18 protein-coding genes are annotated in these 21,717 nt (G+C 59.3%); 11 read left to right on the top strand and 7 right to left on the bottom strand.

Annotation, left to right across the window (positions count from 1 at the left end; translation table 11 throughout):
* The 4 genes from frr to rpsB form a co-directional block, all read right to left on the bottom strand.
* Positions 1 to 558 carry a ribosome recycling factor gene (frr, locus tag K0F88_RS23800; protein ID WP_010462824.1) on the bottom strand — a complete coding sequence of 186 codons (558 nt, stop codon included), beginning with the start codon at positions 556 to 558 and terminating at the stop codon, positions 1 to 3.
* Complete coding sequence (pyrH, locus tag K0F88_RS23795) at positions 555 to 1,298, bottom strand: UMP kinase (protein WP_003172271.1); 744 nt, start codon at positions 1,296 to 1,298, stop codon at positions 555 to 557. The genes frr and pyrH overlap by 4 nt, the downstream gene beginning before the upstream one ends.
* A 209-nt stretch (positions 1,299 to 1,507) precedes the next feature.
* Complete coding sequence (gene tsf, locus K0F88_RS23790; protein ID WP_010462832.1) at positions 1,508 to 2,371, bottom strand: translation elongation factor Ts; 864 nt, start codon at positions 2,369 to 2,371, stop codon at positions 1,508 to 1,510.
* A 190-nt stretch (positions 2,372 to 2,561) separates the two neighbouring features.
* Positions 2,562 to 3,299 carry a 30S ribosomal protein S2 gene (rpsB, locus tag K0F88_RS23785; protein ID WP_007907989.1) on the bottom strand — a complete coding sequence of 246 codons (738 nt, stop codon included), beginning with the start codon at positions 3,297 to 3,299 and terminating at the stop codon, positions 2,562 to 2,564.
* A 373-nt stretch (positions 3,300 to 3,672) separates the two neighbouring features.
* Here rpsB and map point away from each other — a divergent pair, with 373 nt between their 5' ends.
* From map to dapC, 3 genes are all read left to right on the top strand, one after another.
* Entirely contained in the window at positions 3,673 to 4,455 is a 783-nt protein-coding gene (map, locus tag K0F88_RS23780; protein ID WP_010462836.1) for a type I methionyl aminopeptidase, read from the top strand.
* A gap of 50 nt (positions 4,456 to 4,505) precedes the next feature.
* Positions 4,506 to 7,208: a [protein-PII] uridylyltransferase gene (locus K0F88_RS23775; protein ID WP_219096747.1), complete on the top strand. Its 2,703-nt coding sequence runs from the start codon at positions 4,506 to 4,508 to the stop codon at positions 7,206 to 7,208.
* 154 nt (positions 7,209 to 7,362) lie between these two features.
* Entirely contained in the window at positions 7,363 to 8,562 is a 1,200-nt protein-coding gene (dapC, locus tag K0F88_RS23770) for a succinyldiaminopimelate transaminase (protein ID WP_219096745.1), read from the top strand.
* Between the two features lie 680 nt (positions 8,563 to 9,242).
* On the opposite strand, the gene K0F88_RS23765 is transcribed toward dapC, so the two are convergent.
* Complete coding sequence (locus K0F88_RS23765; RefSeq protein WP_219096744.1) at positions 9,243 to 10,877, bottom strand: Na+/H+ antiporter; 1,635 nt, start codon at positions 10,875 to 10,877, stop codon at positions 9,243 to 9,245.
* Positions 10,878 to 11,167: 290 nt separating this feature from the next.
* Between K0F88_RS23765 and K0F88_RS23760 the strand changes: the two genes are divergently transcribed.
* The 4 genes from K0F88_RS23760 (at position 11,168) to K0F88_RS23745 (ending at position 14,291) form a co-directional block, all read left to right on the top strand.
* Positions 11,168 to 11,476 carry an arsenate reductase gene (locus K0F88_RS23760; protein ID WP_257605341.1) on the top strand — a complete coding sequence of 103 codons (309 nt, stop codon included), beginning with the start codon at positions 11,168 to 11,170 and terminating at the stop codon, positions 11,474 to 11,476.
* 33 nt (positions 11,477 to 11,509) lie between these two features.
* Positions 11,510 to 12,544 (top strand): 2,3,4,5-tetrahydropyridine-2,6-dicarboxylate N-succinyltransferase, encoded by a 1,035-nt coding sequence (gene dapD / locus K0F88_RS23755; protein WP_219096741.1) that lies wholly within the window; start codon positions 11,510 to 11,512, stop codon positions 12,542 to 12,544.
* A 140-nt stretch (positions 12,545 to 12,684) separates the two neighbouring features.
* Positions 12,685 to 13,890 carry an aminotransferase class V-fold PLP-dependent enzyme gene (locus K0F88_RS23750; RefSeq protein WP_219096739.1) on the top strand — a complete coding sequence of 402 codons (1,206 nt, stop codon included), beginning with the start codon at positions 12,685 to 12,687 and terminating at the stop codon, positions 13,888 to 13,890.
* Positions 13,887 to 14,291, top strand: a complete 405-nt coding sequence (locus K0F88_RS23745; protein ID WP_219096737.1) for a SufE family protein — start codon at positions 13,887 to 13,889, stop codon at positions 14,289 to 14,291. Before K0F88_RS23750 ends, K0F88_RS23745 begins: the two co-directional genes overlap by 4 nt.
* 92 nt (positions 14,292 to 14,383) lie before the next feature.
* Here K0F88_RS23745 and tcdA read toward each other — a convergent pair whose 3' ends face one another.
* Positions 14,384 to 15,202, bottom strand: a complete 819-nt coding sequence (gene tcdA, locus K0F88_RS23740; protein ID WP_219096736.1) for a tRNA cyclic N6-threonylcarbamoyladenosine(37) synthase TcdA — start codon at positions 15,200 to 15,202, stop codon at positions 14,384 to 14,386.
* A 212-nt stretch (positions 15,203 to 15,414) separates the two neighbouring features.
* On the opposite strand from tcdA, the gene K0F88_RS23735 reads away from it, so the two are divergent.
* The 4 genes from K0F88_RS23735 (at position 15,415) to K0F88_RS23720 (ending at position 20,634) form a co-directional block, all read left to right on the top strand.
* Positions 15,415 to 18,006: a glycosyltransferase gene (locus tag K0F88_RS23735; RefSeq protein WP_219096734.1), complete on the top strand. Its 2,592-nt coding sequence runs from the start codon at positions 15,415 to 15,417 to the stop codon at positions 18,004 to 18,006.
* Positions 18,007 to 18,220: 214 nt separating this feature from the next.
* Complete coding sequence (gene dapE, locus K0F88_RS23730; RefSeq protein WP_219096732.1) at positions 18,221 to 19,372, top strand: succinyl-diaminopimelate desuccinylase; 1,152 nt, start codon at positions 18,221 to 18,223, stop codon at positions 19,370 to 19,372.
* Positions 19,372 to 20,181: a putative RNA methyltransferase gene (locus K0F88_RS23725; protein ID WP_219096731.1), complete on the top strand. Its 810-nt coding sequence runs from the start codon at positions 19,372 to 19,374 to the stop codon at positions 20,179 to 20,181. Before dapE ends, K0F88_RS23725 begins: the two co-directional genes overlap by 1 nt.
* A gap of 75 nt (positions 20,182 to 20,256) precedes the next feature.
* The gene (locus K0F88_RS23720; RefSeq protein WP_219096729.1) at positions 20,257 to 20,634 is read left to right on the top strand and encodes a hypothetical protein; all 378 of its coding nucleotides are present in this window, start codon (positions 20,257 to 20,259) and stop codon (positions 20,632 to 20,634) included.
* A 63-nt stretch (positions 20,635 to 20,697) separates the two neighbouring features.
* On the opposite strand, the gene K0F88_RS23715 is transcribed toward K0F88_RS23720, so the two are convergent.
* Positions 20,698 to 21,717 (bottom strand): hypothetical protein (locus K0F88_RS23715; RefSeq protein WP_219096727.1); only part of this gene is annotated, 1,020 nt, incomplete at its 5' end.

Raw genomic sequence — 21,717 nt, 5'->3', positions numbered from 1 at the left:
TTATACGGCCATCAGGTCTTTTTCTTTCTGTGCCAAATGCGCGTCGATTTCAGCCACGTACTTCTTGGTCAAATCGTCGATCTCGCCAGTGGCGCGACGCTCTTCGTCTTCGCTGATTTCTTTTTCCTTGACCAGATCCTTCAGCGAGCTGTTGGCATCGCGACGGATGTTGCGCACGGCAACTCGGGCATCTTCAGCGACGTCACGAGCCTGCTTGGTGAAGCCCTTGCGGGTCTCTTCGGTCAGGGCCGGCATGGAGATCAGCAGCAACTCGCCCAGGTTGGTCGGGTTGAGGTTCAGACCCGCGCTACCGATGGCTTTGTCGACAGCACCGAGCATGTTGCGCTCAAAGGCCACGACTTGCAGGGTACGAGCGTCTTTGACCGTGATGTTCGCCACTTGCTTGATCGGCGTGTCGGAACCGTAATACGGCACCATCACACCCTCAAGAATGCTTGGGTGCGCCTGGCCGGTACGAATACGGCCGAAGTTGTGCAGCAGCGATTCAACGGATTTCTTCATGCGCTCTTGAGCGTCTTTCTTGATTTCATTGATCATTGTTGGCCTTCCTCGATCAGGGTCCCTTCAGCGCCGCCATGTACGATGTTCAGCAGGGCGCCGGGCTTGTTCATGTTAAAGACGCGCAACGGCATCTTGTGGTCGCGGCACAGGCAAATGGCCGTCAGATCCATCACGCCCAGCTTGCGATCCAGCACTTCATCGTAAGTCAGATGATCGAACTTCTCGGCATGCGGGTCTTTGAATGGGTCAGCGGTGTAGACGCCATCGACCTTGGTCGCCTTGAGCACGACATCGGCATCGATTTCGATTGCGCGCAAGCACGCTGCCGAATCCGTGGTGAAGAACGGATTACCGGTACCGGCCGCGAAGATCACTACTTCCTTGGCGTTCAGGTGACGCATGGCTTTGCGACGATCGTAGTGATCGGTCACGCCAACCATGGAAATGGCCGACATCACGATGGCCGAGATATTGGCACGTTCCAGCGCATCGCGCATGGCCAGGGCGTTCATCACAGTGGCCAGCATGCCCATGTGGTCGCCAGTTACCCGATCCATGCCGGCCGCGCTCAGCGCTGCACCACGGAACAGGTTGCCACCGCCGATCACCAGACCGACCTGAACACCGATGCCGACCAGTTGGCCGACTTCAAGCGCCATGCGATCCAGAACTTTCGGATCGATCCCGAACTCTTCCGAGCCCATCAGGGCCTCGCCGCTAAGCTTGAGTAGAATGCGTTTATAGCGAGCCTGATAACCACTGCCCTGCTGAGCCATTGCGAATCTCTCCTGCGGCGTATTTTAAAAATTCTTTGCGAGCTGTTTACAGCTGGCGTTCACTCTAGCTTGGCGCTGCTTCAGCGCCATCGGAACATGGCTTTGTAAGCCAGTTCCAAAAGGAAACCAATTAAAAATTGGTACCCCATCTGAAAAGAGGCTGCGCGCGTGAGCGGGCAGCCTCTTCAGGGCGACAGTTGAAAACTGTCTTATTGCTTGGCGGCAGCCAGCTGGGCAGCAACTTCTTCAGCGAAGTTGTCGACCGGCTTCTCGATGCCTTCGCCTACTTTGAAGTAGGTGAAAGATACGATTTCTGCACCGGCTTTCTTGGCCAGTTCGCCGACCTTGATTTCAGGGTTCTTGACGAACGCCTGCTCAACCAGGCTTGCTTCAGCCAGGAACTTGCTGATACGGCCTTTGACCATGTTTTCAACGATGTTTTCTGGCTTGCCAGCGATCTTGTCAGCGTTGAGGGTCAGGAACACGCCTTTTTCGCGCTCGACCGCTTCAGCGGAAACTTCCGATGGCAGCAGGAATTCAGGGTTGGTGGCCGCTACGTGCATAGCGATGTCTTTGGCCAGCTCAACGGTACCGCCCTTGAGAACAACCGCAACACCGATCTTGTTGCCGTGCAGGTAACCACCGACAACATCACCTTCAACGCGAGCCAGGCGACGGATATTGACGTTTTCGCCAACCTTGCCGACCAGAACCAGGCGATCGGCTTCTTGAGCTTCGATCAGCGGAGCGACGTCAGTCAGTTTGTCAGCGAACGCTTTTTCAACGCTGGAAGCAACAAATGCCTTGAAGTCGTCTTGCAGGGCCAGGAAGTCGGTCTGCGAGTTCACTTCCAGCAGAACGGCGGTTTTACCGTCTTCTTTAAGAGCGATCGCGCCTTCAGCAGCTACGTTGCCTGCTTTCTTGGCAGCCTTGATGGCGCCGGAAGCACGCATGTCATCAATGGCTTTTTCGATGTCGCCGCCGGCCTTGGTCAAGGCCTTTTTGCAATCCATCATGCCTTCGCCGGTACGCTCACGCAGTTCTTTAACCAACGCTGCAGTAATCTCTGCCATTTCAAAATCCTCTTGGATAGGTTTTCAACCATTCCACCCGATCAAACGGGCGATCAATTCTTCCCGACCCCATTTGTTAGCGGCTGCACGTTACAAAGGCTGTAGCTGCGCTGCCCACAAACGGTTTTCGAGGTGGCAAAAAGGGGGCCAAGCCCCCTTTTTGCTTACTGAGTTAACGCCAGGGCGTCAATTACTCAGCTGCAGCCGCCGGAGCTTCTTCAACGAACTGCTCGGTGCCGCCAGCAACGTGGTTGCGACCGCGGATGACTGCGTCAGCCATCGAACCCATGTACAACTGGATAGCGCGGATTGCGTCATCGTTGCCTGGGATGATGTAGTCAACGCCTTCCGGGCTGCTGTTGGTATCGACTACGCCGATAACCGGGATGCCCAGCTTGTTGGCTTCGGTGATCGCGATGCGCTCGTGATCAACGTCGATAACGAACAGAGCGTCTGGCAGACCGCCCATGTCCTTGATACCACCCAGGGAACGATCGAGCTTCTCAAGATCGCGAGTGCGCATCAGCGCTTCTTTCTTGGTCAGCTTGGCGAAAGTACCGTCTTCGGCTTGCACTTCAAGGTCACGCAGACGCTTGATGGAAGCACGGATGGTTTTGAAGTTGGTCAGCATGCCGCCCAACCAGCGGTGATCGACGTACGGCGAACCGCAACGTGCTGCTTCTTCAGCAACGATCTTGCCAGCGGAACGCTTGGTGCCGACGAACAGGATCTTGTTTTTGCCCTGGGCCAGACGCTCTACGAAAGTCAGAGCTTCGTTGAACATTGGCAGGGTTTTTTCAAGGTTGATAATGTGGATCTTGTTACGCGCGCCGAAAATGTACTTACCCATTTTCGGGTTCCAGTAACGGGTCTGGTGACCGAAGTGCACACCGGCCTTCAGCATATCGCGCATGTTGACTTGGGACATGATAGTTCCTTAATAAGTCGGGTTTGGCCTCCACGTATCCCAATGACCAACCAGCAGCATCAGCTGAAGGCACCCAGGTCATCGTGTCGACACGTGTGTGGATTTAAGCCTTTCGGGGTATCCCCGGAAAGCGGCGCATTTTATATCACAGGGCTGCAAAAAACGGAACCCGGATTCTCAATTCCTGATGCGCGACTTCAACCGCGCACTTGGAATCGCCCGAGAATGCGCCAATCTATAGAGAGAAGCGATGCACAGAGGCTCAGATTTGCGCTGATCGTCTGTTAGAATCGCGTTTTTCAGGGCCGCGAAGATTGATCGCGCAATGCCCATTTCGTTTTAGCAAGCGCCATCGAGCGCAGAGAGAGCCTGTATGACCGTCACCCTCAAAACCCCCGAGGACATCGCAAAGATGCGCGTCGCCGGCAAACTGGCCGCCGATGTGCTGGAAATGATTGCCGAACATGTCAAGCCGGGGATCACCACCGAAGAACTGGACCGCATCTGCCACGATTACATCGTCAACGAGCAGAAAGCCATCCCTGCCCCGCTCAATTACAAAGGCTACCCGAAGTCGATCTGCACCTCGATCAACCACGTGGTCTGCCACGGCATCCCGAACGAGAAGCCGCTGAAGGATGGCGACACCCTGAACATCGACGTCACCGTCATCAAGGACGGTTTCCACGGCGACACCAGCCGCATGTTCCACGTCGGCAGCGTGCCGGTCTGGGCCGAGCGCCTGTCGCAAGTGACTCAGGAATGCATGTACAAGGCCATCGAGATCGTCAAACCCGGCTGCCGCCTGGGCGACATCGGTGAAATCATCCAGAAACACGCTGAAAAGAACGGTTTCTCGGTGGTTCGCGAGTTCTGCGGTCACGGCATCGGCAAGGTGTTTCACGAAGAGCCGCAAATCCTGCATTACGGCCGCGCCGGTACCGGCATGGAGCTGAAAGCGGGCATGACGTTCACCATCGAGCCGATGATCAACCAGGGCAAGGCCGACACCAAAGTATTGGGCGACGGCTGGACCGCGATCACCAAGGACCGCAAGTTGTCGGCCCAGTGGGAGCACACCCTGCTGGTGACCGAGACCGGTTACGAGATCTTCACCTTGCGCGCCGATGACACCATCCCGCGCGTTTCGGCCTGATCCGACCCCAGGCAGCTACCAGCCTTATAGATAGATAGGAAAGCCAATCGATGCCGCAGGTGGATCCCGAACTCTTCGACCGCGGCCAGTTCCAGGCTGAACTGGCCCTGAAGGCAAGCCCGATCGCGGCCTTCAAGAAGGCGATCCGCCAGGCCCGCGAGGTGCTCGACGGGCGCTTTCGCAGCGGCCGGGACATTCGCCGGCTGATCGAGGATCGCGCCTGGTTCGTCGATAACATCCTGCAAAAGGCCTGGGAGCAATTCAACTGGAGCGAAGACGCCGACATCGCGCTGGTCGCGGTCGGCGGCTACGGTCGCGGCGAGTTGCACCCTTATTCCGACATCGACCTGCTGATCCTGCTGGACAGCGCCGATCACGAAGTTTTCCGTGATTCCATCGAGCGTTTTCTGACGCTGTTGTGGGACATCGGCCTGGAAGTCGGCCAGAGCGTTCGCTCGGTGGACGAATGCGCCATTGAAGCCCGCGCCGACCTGACGGTTGTCACCAACCTGATGGAAAGCCGCACCATCTGCGGCCCCGAGCGTTTGCGCCAGCGCATGCTTGACGTCACCAGCACCGCGCACATGTGGCCGAGCAAGGACTTCTTCCTGGCCAAACGCGCCGAGCAAAAGGCCCGTCACCACAAATACAACGACACCGAATACAACCTGGAACCCAACGTCAAAGGTTCGCCCGGCGGCCTGCGGGACATTCAGACGATTCTGTGGGTGGCCCGTCGCGAATACGGCACCCTGAACCTGAGAGCCCTGGCCGGCGAAGGTTTCCTGGTCGAAAGCGAAAACGCCCTGCTCGCCTCGTCCCAGGAGTTTTTGTGGAAGGTCCGGTACGCGCTGCACATGCTCGCCGGTCGCTCCGAAGACCGCTTGCTGTTCGACCACCAGCGCTCGATTGCCGGGCTGCTGGGTTTCGAGGGCGATGACGCCAAGCAAGCCATCGAAAACTTCATGCAGCAGTATTACCGGGTGGTCATGAGCATCGCCCAGCTCAGCGACCTGATCATCCAGCACTTCGAAGAAGTCATCCTCGCCCCGGAAGACGAAGCGCCGCCGCAGCCGATCAACTCACGATTCCAGCTGCACGATGGCTATATCGAAGCGCGCAACGACAACGTGTTCCGTCGCACGCCGTTCGCCATGCTCGAGATCTTCGTGCTGATGGCCCAGCAACCGGAAATCAAAGGCGTGCGTGCCGACACCATTCGTCTGCTGCGCGAGCACCGCCACCTGATCGACGATGATTTTCGCAACGACATTCGCAATACCAGCCTGTTCATCGAACTGTTCAAGTGCAAGATCGGCATCCACCGCAACCTGCGCCGCATGAACCGTTACGGCATCCTCGGGCGTTATCTGCCGGAGTTCGGCTTCATTGTCGGGCAGATGCAGCACGACCTGTTTCACATCTATACGGTCGATGCCCACACCCTGAATCTGATCAAGCACCTGCGTAAGTTGCAGTACACCCAGGTGTCGGAAAAATTCCCGCTGGCCAGCAAGCTCATGGCCAAGTTGCCCAAACCCGAGCTGATTTACCTGGCGGGCCTGTACCACGACATCGGCAAGGGCCGGCATGGCGACCACTCGGAAATCGGTGCGGTGGATGCCGAAGCCTTTTGCCAGCGCCACCAACTCCCGGTGTGGGACAGCCGATTGATCGTCTGGCTGGTGCAGAACCACCTGGTGATGTCGACCACCGCCCAGCGCAAGGACTTGTCCGACCCGCAAGTCATCCACGATTTCGCGCAGATCGTCGGTGACGAAACCCACCTCGATTACCTGTACGTGCTGACCGTCGCCGACATCAACGCCACCAACCCGACACTGTGGAACTCCTGGCGCGCCAGCCTGTTGCGCCAGCTCTACACCGAGACCAAGCGGGCCTTGCGCCGCGGCCTGGAAAACCCGGTGGACCGCGAAGAGCAGATCCGCCAGACCCAGAGCGCAGCCCTGGACATCCTGGTGCGCGGCGGCACCGACCCAGACGATGTCGAACAACTGTGGTCGCAATTGGGCGATGACTACTTCCTGCGTCACACCGCTGGCGACGTGGCCTGGCACAGTGACGCGATCCTCCAGCAACCGGCCGATGGCGGGCCGCTGGTGCTGATCAAGGAAACCACCCAGCGCGAATTCGAGGGCGGCACGCAGATCTTCATCTACGCACCTGACCAACATGACTTCTTCGCCGTGACCGTGGCCGCGATGGACCAGCTCAACCTGAACATTCACGACGCCCGGGTCATCACCTCCAGCAGCCAGTTCACGCTCGACACCTATATCGTGCTCGACACTGACGGCGACTCGATCGGCGATAACCCAGAGCGGGTCAAACAGATCCGCGACGGTCTGACCGAAGCCCTGCGCAACCCGGACGACTACCCGACCATCATCCAGCGCCGCGTGCCGCGCCAGCTCAAGCATTTCGCGTTTGCGCCACAGGTGACGATCCACAACGACGCTCAGCGTCCGGTGACGGTGCTTGAGCTCAGCGCTCCGGACCGCCCCGGCCTGCTGGCGCGGATTGGCACGATCTTCCTCGAGTTCGACCTGTCGCTGCAGAACGCCAAGATTGCGACCTTGGGCGAACGCGTGGAAGACGTGTTCTTTATCACCGACGCGAACAACCATCCGCTGTCCGACCCGCTGCTGTGCACCCGGTTGCAGGATGCGATCGTTGAACAGCTGAGCGTCAGCCATGAACCGGATATCAAACTGTCACGCATCAGTATCTGAACCAACAATTTTCCCCTGGGGAGATCAGCCCTTTGTAGGAGCCGGCTTGCTGGCGATGGGATCACTCCAGTGCACCTGACACACCGAGGTGATGCTATCGCCAGCAAGCCGGCTCCTACAGAGTGCAGGCCTCCACATTGAACGAGATCGACCGATGAACAACGCGTTGAACCAGTTGCAGCCCTACCCGTTCGAGAAGCTCCGCGCCCTGCTCGGCAGCGTCACGCCAAACCCGGACAAGCGCGCCATCGCGCTGTCCATCGGCGAGCCGAAGCACCGCTCGCCAAGCTTTGTCGCTGAAGCCCTGGCAAGCAATCTGGATCAGATGGCCGTGTACCCGACTACCCTCGGCATCCCCGCCCTGCGCGAAGCCATCGCCGCCTGGTGCGAACGCCGCTTCAGTGTCCCGAACGGCTGGCTCGACCCGGCGCGTAACGTATTGCCAGTCAACGGCACTCGTGAAGCGCTGTTTGCCTTCACCCAGACCGTGGTCAACCGTGGCGAAGACGCCCTGGTGGTCAGCCCGAACCCGTTCTATCAGATCTACGAAGGCGCGGCGTTCCTCGCTGGGGCCAAGCCACACTATCTGCCATGCCTGGACGAAAACGGCTTCAACCCTGATTTCGACGCTGTCTCGCCGGACATCTGGAAACGCTGCCAGATCCTGTTCCTGTGCTCGCCAGGCAACCCGACCGGCGCGTTGATTCCGGTCGACACCCTGAAAAAACTGATCGCACTGGCTGACGAATACGACTTCGTGATCGCTGCGGACGAATGCTACAGCGAGCTGTATTTCGACGAACAAACCCCGCCGGCCGGTCTGCTCAGTGCTTGCGTGGAGCTGGGCCGCAAGGACTTCAAGCGCTGCGTGGTGTTCCACAGCCTGTCCAAGCGCTCCAACCTGCCGGGCCTGCGTTCAGGTTTTGTCGCCGGCGATGCCGACATTCTCAAAGGCTTCCTGCTCTATCGCACCTACCACGGCTGCGCCATGCCGGTTCAGACCCAATTGGCCAGCGTCGCCGCGTGGAATGACGAAGTGCATGTCCGCGCCAACCGTGCGCTGTACCGCGAGAAGTACGATGCGGTGCTGGCAATCCTCAGCCCGGTGATGGACGTGCAGCGTCCGGATGGTGGTTTTTACTTGTGGCCAAATGTTGAAGGCGACGACGAGGCGTTTTGCCGTGATTTGTTTATGGAAGAACACGTGACCGTGGTGCCGGGCTCATATTTGTCCCGTGCGGTGGATGGCTTCAACCCGGGCGCAGGTCGCATTCGCTTGGCGCTAGTTGCGCCACTGGCAGAATGCATAGAAGCCGCAGAACGCATTCGCGCCTTTATTACGCGCAATAAATAACACTGCCCACCCGCGCCATACCCCATGGCGCGGGGCTTTGTTATAAAGCCGAACTTAATCCACTGCAAACTTCCAAACTACTTGAGAGCCCTTCTAACTCTTTAGTAGCGCCTTCGCATGCCCACAACAAAAGAAGCCACACAGTTTCCCGCAACCATTCTTACATATAACCAAATGGAGTACTTTTAACATTCACAACGCGCAATACAATGCGAAAGAGCCAAAACCACAAACATACTGAAACACCACAACATTCGCCACTTATCTTTATATCGATTACAACTTACCGGATGCGAAGCACTTGAAACGGCCACGCGAGCAGTTTTCCTGCGTCTTAAAAAATCAGAACTATTTAACACCCACAAGCAGCGATAACATATAAATATTCCAAAACCCTGCTGCCGCAGGTACGACCTCAACGATACTGGCTTTACTATTAACGTTTCCGAAGCCCGCGATAACGAGGCGAGTGGCAACTACCTGTCATCCTCCGCACGCTGGGCACCGACCCAGATCCGTCAAACACCTTATGACCCGAAATCAATCATGCATTACGCCTTTCCCGCGAGTGTCATGCGGGACAAGATCGAAGTCCCTTAAAACAACCAACTGTCCGAGCAAGATATCAAGTTCATCAACTCGGTTTACCCACGCTGAAAACCGTCAGGTCGACCCTTCGCTCAGGACTTCACTTGACCCAGGTTGGCCTCACTCAAATCCAGTTCCCCCAACACTTCTCGCAACACGTCATCGCCAATCTGGTGATGACGGCTCAGCTTGTACAATTCCAGGCGCTGCGCTCGCAGCGCCTTCAACCGCAGACGCCGCTCCAGCAAATCCATCTGAAATGCCAGTGCCTGGGCCTCTGCCGAATCATTGAACACGTCCAGTTGATGGCGATACTCGGACATGATCCGCGCCTTCAGTTCGGCGGCCAACGCGGACTGAGCTGCGTCCTGGGGAGTGGCCTCTTCGGCTTCGAGTGCATGAATCGCCGCTTCTGCAGTTTTTCGCCAGGCGTCACGCACTTCATTGCGCCGCTTGTCGTCAGGGCTTTTTTCGATGCCGCGCAGCAACAGCGGCAAAGCGATGCAGGCGGCTATCAGGGACAGCAGAATCACCCCGGCGGCGATGAAGATCAGCAGATCCCGCTCGGGAAACGCATCACCCCCCATCAGCAGCGGCACCGAGAGCACGCCCGCCAGTGTCACCGCCCCGCGCACGCCGCCGACCGTCAGCAACCAGCAGGAGCGCGCGGTCGGCACTTGAGTCATGTCGCCTTTGCCACGCAATCGTCGCAGCAGAACCGACAAACGCCAGATGCTCTGCACCCAGACAAAGCGCAACACCAGCAGCACCAGAAAAATCACCACCACGTCGAGGCAGCGGTAAAGCAAGGTCGGCCACAGCGAGGTTTCGTGGCTGGCCACGGCCTTGATGATGTCCGGCAACTGCAAGCCCAGCAGGAGGAAGATCAAGCCGTTGAACGCGAACTCCAGCAACGACCAGACACTGCGGTTGAGCAGCCGGGTACTCGTCTGGCGCGGCAGCAGATCGAGCCAACTCTGCATCATCCCCGCTGCCACCGCCGACAGAATGCCCGAGGCGCCAAGGCGCTCGGCCAGCACGTAGGCGGCAAACGGCAGCAGCAACATGAAAACGACGTGGGTCGCCGGATCATCCCAACCACGAGCGATCATCCACGACCTCAAACGCCCGACCAGCCAGCTCAGCGCCACACCCACGGCCAGGCCGCCAACCGCCACCAACACGAACGTCATACTCGCGTTGGCCAGTGAAAACACGCCGGTTACCGCTGCGGCCAACGCAAACTTAAACGTCACCAGGCCCGAGGCATCGTTCATCAGCGCCTCGCCTTGCAGCATGTGCATCAGCGGCGTCGGCAAGCGGTTCTGGGAAATCGCCGAGACCGCTACGGCATCCGTCGGCGACAGCACGGCCGCCAGCGCAAAGGCCACCGGCAGAGGAATGCTCGGCAACAACCAATGTATGAAATAGCCGGCGCCGACCACCGTAAACAACACCAGTCCCACCGCCAGGGTCAGGATCGGCCCGCGCAGGCGCCACAGTTCTCGTTTGGGCATACGCCAACCGTCGGAGAACAGCAGCGGCGGCAGGAACAGAAAGAGGAACAATTCGGGATCCAGCGCCACATGCAGACCCAGGGTCGGCCAGGCCAGCACCGCACCCGCGGCAATTTGCACCAATGGCAGCGGCAGCGGGATCACCCGTCCGATCAGGCGTGAAACGCCGACCAGCATCAACAGGATCAGGACGGTGTAGGCGGTTTGCATAAAGCGCGGTTCCCAGGCAATCGACAGCATTGAAGTGCCATATTAGCCGCTTAGACTGCGGGCTGACCGTTGCACCAATGTCGCATGCAGTCGCGAACTGCCTGCCCCCCCCTGCGGGAGAGAACTGGCTCACACAGGGGTTGCGATGACTTAACGACCGCGGCCGCCGCGAAACCGTCCGGTCATGGCATAATCCGTCACCTTTAATTTCCAGCACCTGCAAAGGGGGCAATTCCTTGACCGTTTCAAGTAAAACGTTGCACCTTTTCGGCATCAAAGCCTGCGACACCATGAAAAAGGCGCGCACCTGGCTCGATGAACACGCTGTCAGCTATGACTTCCATGATTACAAGACGGCCGGAATCGACCGTGACCACTTGACCCAATGGTGCGACGAGCACGGCTGGCAAGTGGTGTTGAACCGTGCAGGCACGACCTTTCGCAAGCTCGACGACGAACGTAAAGCCGATCTCGACCAAGCGAAAGCAATCGAACTGATGCTCGCACAACCCTCGATGATCAAGCGCCCGGTGCTCGATCTCGGTGACCGAACCCTGATTGGCTTCAAGCCAGATATCTACGCGGCGGCGCTCAAGTAAGCCTGCCCGTTCAATTTTGTTAGAGGTATTTACATGTCCACTACCCTGTTCAGCCTGGCCTTTGGTGTCGGCACTCAAAACCGTCAAGGCGCATGGCTGGAAGTGTTTTACGCACAGCCACTGCTTAACCCGTCGGCCGAACTGGTCGCGGCCATCGCGCCGATTCTGGGCTACACCGAAGGCAATCAGGCCATCGCATTCAGTACCGCTCAGGCCTCGCAACTGGCTGAAGCGCTGAAAGGCGTCGACGCTGCACAAGCTGCTTTGCTGACTCGTCTGGCCGAGAGCCACAAGCCGCTGGTCGCGACCATCCTGGCCGAAGACGCTCAACTGACTTCCACGCCTGAGGCTTACCTCAAACTGCACCTGCTGTCCCATCGCCTGGTCAAGCCGCACGGCCTGAACCTGGCGGGCGTGTTCCCGCTGCTGCCGAACGTGGCCTGGACCAGCCAGGGCGCCATCGACCTGGCCGAACTGGCCGAGCACCAACTGGAAGCCCGTCTGCGCGGCGAGTTGCTGGAAGTGTTCTCGGTAGACAAGTTCCCGAAAATGACCGACTACGTGGTGCCGGCCGGCGTGCGTATCGCTGACGCGGCACGTATTCGTCTGGGCGCCTACGTCGGCGAAGGCACCACCGTGATGCACGAAGGCTTCGTCAACTTCAACGCCGGCACCGAAGGCCCGGGCATGATCGAAGGCCGTGTTTCGGCTGGGGTCTTCGTCGGCAAGGGTTCGGACCTGGGTGGCGGTTGCTCGACCATGGGCACCCTGTCGGGCGGCGGCAACATCGTGATCAAGGTCGGCGAAGGCTGCCTGATCGGTGCGAACGCCGGTATCGGCATTCCGTTGGGCGATCGCAATACCGTCGAGTCGGGCCTGTACGTGACCGCCGGTACCAAAGTCGCGCTGCTGGATGAAAAAAACCAGCTGGTGAAAGTCGTCAAGGCCCGTGAACTGGCCGGTCAGCCTGACCTGCTGTTCCGCCGCAATTCGGAAACCGGTGCAGTGGAATGCAAAACCCACAAATCGGCGATCGAATTGAACGAAGCGCTGCACGCTCACAACTAAGCGTCGCGGGCAACGAAACAGAACCTGTGGGAGCGGGCTTGCTCGCGAAGAGGCCCTTGAAGCCGCCAAAAGCTTCGCGGGCAAGCCCGCTCCCACAAGGTCAGGCGCATATCCGCCCATCTTCACCAGGGCCGAAAAACATGATGATTCTCTCTCCCTGGCGCGCCGACTTCCCGGCCATCGCCGCACTTCAACGGCAAGACCAGACCTATCTGGACAACGCCGCCACCACGCAAAAACCTCAAGCCCTGCTGGATGCTTTGGCGCATTACTACGCCAACGGCGCGGCCAACGTGCATCGGGCGCAACACTTGCCCGGCGCCCATGCCACCCAGGCATTCGAAGCCAGCCGCAGCAAAGTCGCGCAATGGCTGAATACCGGCGAGTGCGGGCAGATCATCTTTACCCACGGCGCGACCTCCGCGCTGAACCTCCTGGCCTATGGCCTTGAGCATTTATTCACTGCGGGCGATGAGATTGTCATCAGCGCCCTGGAGCATCACGCCAACCTGCTGCCGTGGCAGCAACTGGCCCTGCGTCGCGACTTGAAACTGGTGATCCTGCCGCTGGACGCTGACGGTTTGATCGACCTCGACGCCGCCGCGCAATTGATCGGCCCAAGAACCCGCTTGCTGGCGGTCAGTCAGCTGTCGAACGTGCTCGGTGCCTGGCAGCCGTTGCCCGCCTTGCTGGCGATGGCCAAGGCGCACGACGCGTTAACCGTGGTCGATGGCGCGCAAGGCGTGGTACATGGTCGCCATGACGTGCAGGCGCTGGGTTGCGATTTCTATGTCTTTTCCAGCCACAAACTCTATGGCCCCGACGGTCTGGGCGTGCTGTTCGGTCGCCATGAAGCGCTGAAACAACTGCGCCATTGGCAGTTCGGCGGCGAAATGGTGCTGGATGCGGATTACCACAGCGCACGCTTTCGCCCCGCGCCACTGGGGTTTGAGGCCGGAACGCCGCCAATATCGAGTGTGATCGGTCTTGGGGCGACGCTGGATTACCTCGCTGGCCTCGATCAGGACGCGGTCTCGGCCCATGAAGCGGCGCTGCATGACTATCTGTTGAAGGGCCTTGAGGCGCGCAACGGCATACGCCTGCTGGGCAAACCGCAACTGGCGCTGGCCAGTTTTGTCGTCGAGGGTGTGCATAACGCTGATCTGGCGCATTTGCTGACCGAACAGGGTATCGCCGTGCGCGCCGGCCATCACTGTGCGATGCCGTTGCTCAAAAGCTTTGAGTTGGCCGGAGCGATCCGGGTGTCGCTGGCGCTGTACAACGATTCCGAAGACCTTGAGCGGTTCTTTGAAGCGCTGGATCAGGCGCTGGAGTTGTTGCGATGAGCTTGCCGGCCGATGCCGTTATCGCACTCGAAACCTTTCAGAATGCGCCTGGCTGGGAACAGCGGGCGCGGTTGCTGATGCAATGGGGCGACCGTCTGCCGGCGTTGAGTGATGTGGATAAAGTCGACGCCAACCGCGTGCATGGCTGTGAAAGCCAGGTGTGGCTGGTGGGTTCGTTGAATGACGGCCATTGGCAGTTTGCAGCGAGCAGTGATGCGCGATTGATTCGTGGGTTGGTGGCGTTGTTGCTGGCGCGGGTCAATGGGTTATCGGCGGATGAGTTACGGCAGGTGGATTTGCCGGAGTGGTTCAATCAGCTTGGGCTTTCACGGCAACTGTCGCCTTCGCGCAGTAATGGCCTTAATGCCGTGCTCCAGCGAATGCGAGAGTTAGCCCTGTAGGAGCCGGCTTGCTGGCGATCCTGCGCCGCGGTGTGTCAGGGATACCGCGGTGCCTGGATCGCCAGCAAGCCGGCTCCTACAAGGATCGCGTTTCAAACCCCGGGTTTGACCCGATCCGCCGGCCGCCGCACACCCGCCACAATCTTATCCACAGCCTTGGTCGCCGCGACCATGCCGAACGTCGCCGTCACCATCATCACCGCGCCAAACCCGCCGGCGCAGTCGAGCTTCACGCCATCGCCGACAAAACTCTTCTGCAAACAGATGCTGCCATCCGGTTTCGGGTAGCGCAGTTGTTCGGTGGAAAACACGCACGGCACGCTGTAATGACGCGTCACGGTGCGCGAGAAGCCGTAATCCCGGCGCAGGGTCGAGCGCACTTTCGACGCCAACGGATCATTGAAGGTGCGGTTCAAGTCGCAAACCTGGATCAATGTCGGGTCGATCTGCCCGCCCGCCCCGCCGGTGGTGATGATCTGGATCTTGCGGCGCTTGCACCAAGCGATCAGCGCCGCTTTCGCATTCACGCTGTCGATGCAATCGATCACGCAGTCGATGTTTGGCGTGATGTACTCGGCCATGGTCTCGCGCGTCACGAAATCCGCCACCGCGTGCACCGTGCAGTCCGGGTTGATCCCGCGCAAGCGCTCGGCCATCACCTCGACCTTGGGTTTGCCGACGGTGCTGTCCAGCGCGTGCAACTGACGGTTGGCGTTGCTGACGCAGACGTCATCCAGGTCAAACAGCGAAATCTCGCCCACGCCACACCGCGCGATGGCTTCCGCCGCCCAGGAACCGACGCCACCGACGCCGACGATGGCCACATGGGCCGCGCGCAGACGCTCCAGGCCGTCGATGCCATATAAACGGGCGATGCCTGCAAACCGCGGATCTTCTGTACTCATGACCATTAACCCCAAAAACCGGCGCGCATTATAGGGCTAGACAGCAACAAGATCTAAGTTCCCGCGACAAGTGTAAGAACTTATGCGAAACGGGATTGCCAAACGTAGGGCATTTCCCTGTCAGCTATACGCTCAGGGAATGCCCGGTGTAGGATGCGCGCCCCTTGGCACACGCCGACCGGTCCTTCGTTCCACAGCCTTTGGAACCTGAAATAGCTATGTCATCGCGTAAATTTGGACTCAACCTGGTTGTGGTGCTTGCCATCGCTGCCTTGTTTACCGGCTTCTGGGCGCTGATCAATCGCCCGGTCACCGCCCCCAACTGGCCCGAACAGATCTCCGGCTTCTCCTACTCGCCGTTCCAGCAAGGCCAGTATCCGCAGAAAGAGCAGTACCCGACCGACGATGAAATGCGTCGCGACCTGGAGATCATGAGCAAGCTGACGGACAACATCCGTACTTACTCGGTCGACGGCTCCCTGCAAGACATTCCCAAACTGGCGGAAGAGTTCGGCCTGCGGGTCACCCTCGGTATCTGGATCAGCCCGGACGAGGAACGCAACGAGCGTGAAATCCTGCGCGCCATCGAACTCGCCAACACCTCCCGCAGCGTGGTTCGCGTGGTTGTAGGCAACGAGGCAATCTTCCGTAAGGAAATTACCGCCGCAGAACTCAGCATTATTCTGGATCGCGTTCGCGCGGCGGTGAAAGTGCCAGTGACCACGTCCGAGCAATGGCACGTCTGGGAAGAAAACCCGAGCCTGGCCAAGCACGTCGACCTGATCGCCGCCCACGTCCTGCCGTACTGGGAACATGTGCCGATGGAGCAATCCGGGCAGTTCGTACTCGACCGTGCCCGTGATCTGAAAAAGATGTTCCCGAAAAAGCCTTTGTTGCTATCGGAAGTCGGCTGGCCGAGCAACGGCCGCATGCGCGGCGGCGCCGATGCGTCGCCGGCGGACCAGGCGATTTACCTGCGCACGCTGGTCAACAAGCTCAACCGCCAGGGTTTCAACTACTTCGTGATCGAAGCGTTTGACCAACCGTGGAAGGCCAGCGACGAAGGTTCGGTGGGCGCTTACTGGGGTGTTTTCAACGCCGCGCGCCAGCAGAAATTCAACTTCGACGGCCCGGTCGTCGCGATTCCGCAATGGCGCGTGCTGGCGGTCGGTTCGGTGGTCCTCGCGCTGCTGTCCCTGACCCTGCTGATGATCGACGGCTCGGCCCTGCGTCAACGCGGTCGCACCTTCCTGACCTTTATCGCCTTCCTTTGCGGATCGGTGCTGGTGTGGATCGGTTACGACTACAGCCTGCAATACAGCACCTGGTTCAGCTTGACGGTCGGTTTCCTCCTCGCCCTTGGCGCACTCGGGGTCTTTATCGTACTGCTGACCGAGGCGCACGAACTGGCCGAAGCGGTCTGGACCCACAAGCGTCGGCGCGAATTCCTGCCGGTGGTGGGCGAATCGGACTACCGACCGAAAGTGTCGATTCACGTCCCTTGCTACAACGAGCCGCCGGAGATGGTCAAACAGACCCTCAACGCCCTGGCCAACCTCGACTATCCGGACTTCGAAGTCCTGATCATCGACAACAACACCAAGGACCCGGCGGTCTGGGAACCGGTGCGCGATTATTGCGAAACCCTCGGCCCGCGCTTCAAGTTCTTCCACGTCGCGCCGCTGGCCGGTTTCAAGGGCGGCGCGCTGAATTACCTGATTCCGCACACCGCCAAAGATGCCGAAGTGATTGCGGTGATCGACTCGGACTATTGCGTCGACCCGAACTGGCTCAAGCACATGGTGCCGCACTTCGCCGACCCGAAAATCGCCGTGGTGCAGTCACCGCAGGATTACCGCGACCAGAACGAAAGCACCTTCAAGAAGCTCTGCTACGCGGAATACAAAGGCTTCTTCCACATCGGCATGGTCACCCGCAACGACCGTGACGCGATCATCCAGCACGGCACCATGACCATGACCCGGCGTTCGGTGCTCGAGGAACTGGGCTGGGCCGACTGGTGCATCTGTGAAGACGCCGAGTTGGGCCTGCGCGTGTTCGAAAAAGGCCTGTCGGCGGCGTATTACCACACCAGCTACGGCAAAGGCCTGATGCCCGATACCTTTATCGACTTTAAGAAACAGCGGTTCCGCTGGGCCTATGGCGCGATTCAGATTATCAAGCGTCACACCACCAGCCTGTTGCGCGGCAAGGGCACCGAACTCACCCGCGGCCAGCGTTATCACTTCCTCGCGGGCTGGTTGCCGTGGGTGGCGGACGGCATGAACATCTTCTTCACTGTCGGCGCGTTGTTGTGGTCGGCGGCGATGATCATCGTGCCGCAGCGGGTCGATCCGCCGTTGCTGATTTTCGCGATCCCGCCGCTGGCGCTGTTCGTGTTCAAGGTGGGCAAGATCATCTTCCTCTACCGTCGTGCGGTCGGGGTCAACCTGAAGGATGCGTTCTGCGCGGCACTGGCTGGCCTGGCGTTGTCGCACACCATTGCCAAAGCGGTGCTGTACGGCTTCTTCACCAGCAGTATTCCGTTTTTCCGCACACCGAAAAACGCAGATAACCACGGCTTCTGGGTGGCGATTTCGGAGGCGCGCGAAGAAGTGTTCATCATGCTGCTGTTGTGGGGCGCGGCGCTGGGGATCTACCTGGTGAACGGCATGCCGAGCAACGACATGCGCTTCTGGGTGACCATGTTGCTGGTGCAGTCGCTGCCGTACCTGGCGGCGCTGATCATGGCGTTCCTGTCTTCATTGCCGAAACCGGCACCTGAAGTTGAAACGGCACCGGCAGTCTAAATCTCTACCGATGCACTAAACGGCGGCCAATGGTCGCCGTTTTGCTTTAAGATAACCGCCATTTTGCGGGGCGCTTCCTAATCCCTGTGGGAGCGAGCCTGCTCGCGATAGCGGTGTAACAATCACAGTTTAAGTTGACTGACACACCGTCATCGCCAGCAGGCTGGCTCCCACATTTAGTCCGCGCCCACATTCATGATCTCCGGAGTTTTCCATGACGGCCCACGCCGACCTTTCGCCGACCCTTCAACTCGCCATCGACCTGATCCGCCGTCCGTCAGTGACGCCGGTCGACGCCGATTGCCAGAAGCAGATGATGCAGCGCCTGGGCGATGCTGGTTTCACCCTGGAGCCGATGCGCATCGAAGATGTGGATAACTTCTGGGCGACCCACGGTAAACACGACGGTCCGGTGCTGTGCTTCGCCGGTCACACCGACGTGGTGCCGACCGGCCCGGTGTCCGCCTGGCAGATCGACCCGTTCAACGCGCTGATCGACGAACACGGCATGCTCTGCGGCCGTGGCGCGGCTGACATGAAAGGCAGCCTCGCCTCCATGACCGTGGCCGCCGAGCGCTTTGTCGCCGACTACCCGGACCACAAGGGCAAGGTCGCTTTCCTGATCACCAGCGACGAAGAAGGCCCGGCGCACCACGGCACCAAAGCTGTGATTGAACGCCTTGCCGCCCGAAAGGAGCGTCTGGACTGGTGCATCGTCGGCGAACCGTCGAGCACCACGTTGGTGGGTGATGTGGTCAAGAATGGCCGTCGCGGCTCCCTCGGCGCCAAACTGACCGTGCGCGGCGTGCAGGGTCACGTGGCGTATCCACACCTCGCCAAGAACCCGATCCACCTCGCCGCCCCGGCGCTGGCCGAACTGGCCGCCGAGCATTGGGACCACGGCAACGATTTCTTCCCGCCGACCAGTTTCCAGATTTCCAACGTCAACTCCGGTACCGGCGCGACCAACGTGATTCCGGGCGATCTGGTGGCGGTGTTCAACTTCCGCTTCTCCACCGAATCCACTGTTGAAGGCCTGCAAAAGCGCGTCGCCGACATCCTCGACAAACATGGCCTGGACTGGCACATCGACTGGGCGCTGTCCGGCTTGCCGTTTCTCACCGAGCCAGGTGCATTGCTGGATGCCGTGGCGTCGAGCATCAAGGACATCACAGGTCGCGAAACCAAGGCGTCCACCAGCGGCGGCACCTCCGACGGACGCTTCATCGCGACCATGGGCACGCAAGTGGTTGAACTGGGCCCGGTCAACGCGACGATTCACCAGGTCAACGAGCGTGTACTGGCTGCCGACCTCGACGTGCTGACCGAAATCTACTACCAGACCCTGATCAAGTTGCTCGCCTGATGCTCGCCTGCCCGATCTGCAGCGAGCCGCTCAACGCGGTGGACAACGGCGTGGCCTGCCCCGCCGGGCATCGTTTCGACCGTGCGCGGCAGGGTTACCTGAACCTGCTGCCGGTGCAGCACAAGAACAGCCGCGACCCTGGGGATAACCTCGCCATGGTCGAAGCCCGTCGCGACTTCCTGAACGCCGGCCATTACGCGCCGGTGGCCAAGCGCCTGGCCGAACTGGCGGCGCAGTACGCGCCCCAGCGCTGGCTGGACATTGGTTGCGGCGAGGGTTACTACACCGCGCAGATCGCCGAAGCCTTGCCCAACGCTGACGGTTACGCGCTGGACATCTCCCGGGAAGCGGTCAAACGCGCCTGCAAACGCAACCCGCAGCTGACCTGGTTGATCGCCAGCATGGCCCGGGTGCCATTGGCCTCGGGGAGTTGCCAGTTTCTCGCCAGCGTCTTCAGTCCGCTGGATTGGGAAGAGGCCAAGCGCCTGCTCAGCCCTGGTGGCGGTTTGATGAAAGTCGGGCCGACCAGTGGACACCTGATGGAATTGCGCGAGCGGCTGTACGACGAAGTCCGTGAATACACCGACGACAAGCATCTGGCCCTGGTGCCGGAAGGCATGACGCTGCAACACAGTGAAACCCTGGAATTCGGACTGACGCTTTCAAAGGGTCAGGATCGCGCCAACCTGCTGGCCATGACGCCTCACGGGTGGCGCGCCAGTGCCGAACGCCGGGCAGCGGTCATCGAGCAGGCCGAGCCGTTCGAGGTCACCGTGTCGATGCGCTACGATTATTTCGTACTTCAATAATTTTTGGTTTCGAGCCACAGCTCGAGGCCGGCTAAATCCGCGAATGGATTTTTCAGACCCGCAGTGAGGACATCCATGCGCCAACCCGATATCGAGATTTACCTGAAAGACACCGACGTCGACTACAAGGCCATCGCGGCCTGGCTCGGCGCCGCTATCGGCCCGTGCAGCGACTGGGTCCAGAAAGGCCAGACCTACAAGTGCAAGGCCGGCAACGTGCCCGTCACCTGGCTGCCAAAAGCCGTCGGCAAATGGAACAGCCTGTTCCTGGACAGCGACCAGACCCCGTGGGAAGACGACATCGCCTGCGCCCGCGCCGCGTTTGCCGCGCTGAATGTCGAAGTGCGTTGCGCACCGGGCAGCTGGGTTGAAGAAGAAGGTGAAGAGACCGCGGATCGCTGGATGCGCATCAGCGCGGATGGTGAAGAAGAAATCACCTGGAAAACCGCGTGACATCACGCTTCGAACGGCCGCAGATCATGACGAAGACAGGATCTGCGGCCGTTCGGGTCAACATCAATTCCAGTTACCCACTGTTTGATCGGACTTGTTGAATTCGAACCGGGCGGACTCGGCAATCGTTCTGGGCAAGGTCAGTTTGATAATCGGCACTGCCTTGCCTGAATACTTGTAAAAGTCTTGCTGATTGAACTTCGCGTTTTCCAAGCCATTACTCGTGTAAAAAAATGCCTTGATCGGGATGGTCGTGTGGATGTTCTGTGGCCAGGTGGCCAAGCGGATTTCATTCCAGCCATTGAACGATTCTGTTCCCAGAAGCTTCATTGCCAAAATGCCTTGATTGAATGTGTTAGCAGTAAGTTGCCCCTGACTGCTTCGTACATTGAAACCGCACTGACGCTGGTACTTCCACCCCACAGGTCCTTGATTGTAATGACTGAGCCAGCCTGCTGCGGTGGTGATCCCCTGCAACTCGCAGGAACGACTGACGGAAGGGTAATTTTTGGATTCACCGCAACCTTGGCTCCCCCTGATATCAGTCCCTCCATCGATCGGAAAGATACACAACACTGGAATCTCCACCGAACCTTGAGGGCGTAGCTGCGCAGGGAAAAAGACGATTCCGCTGGCATTCGGATAGCTTGAAGGAAAGGCTCTGAAGGCCGCGTCCTTGCGAAGGTAAAAAAAAGAAACTCCCCCATTGGTCTGGGACAGCGGACTGGGATTCCACGCGCGATACCCGGCACCATTTATTGTTGCCCTCAAAATGACGCCAGAACACAGCGGGGGAGGCAATGACGCATTGCCGCAATTTTCACGGGTATCGGCGTATTGCGTATTGAGATCACTGGCAACACGCTGACCGTCACCTCCAGGCACTGCGCCGACAATCCGGACTGCCAGCGGTGACGACGTAATCAGACTCCCCGCGCCGCCCACCTTGTAGGTGTAGGTGAGGTTGACACTGCGATTGAGGTTCTCGGTGATCCAGGCTTTGGGCAAGTTGAACGTCAGTATGCCGACCGTAGAGACGGTCTGGATTGGAGCATCGCGTAAGGCCACGCCAGTCAGGCGTAC

It is taken from the genome of Pseudomonas sp. UMAB-40 (assembly GCF_900095275.1).
GTDB classification, from domain to species: Bacteria; Pseudomonadota; Gammaproteobacteria; order Pseudomonadales; family Pseudomonadaceae; genus Aquipseudomonas; species Aquipseudomonas mandelii_B.
This window is presented reverse-complemented; position numbering and strand designations above follow the sequence as displayed.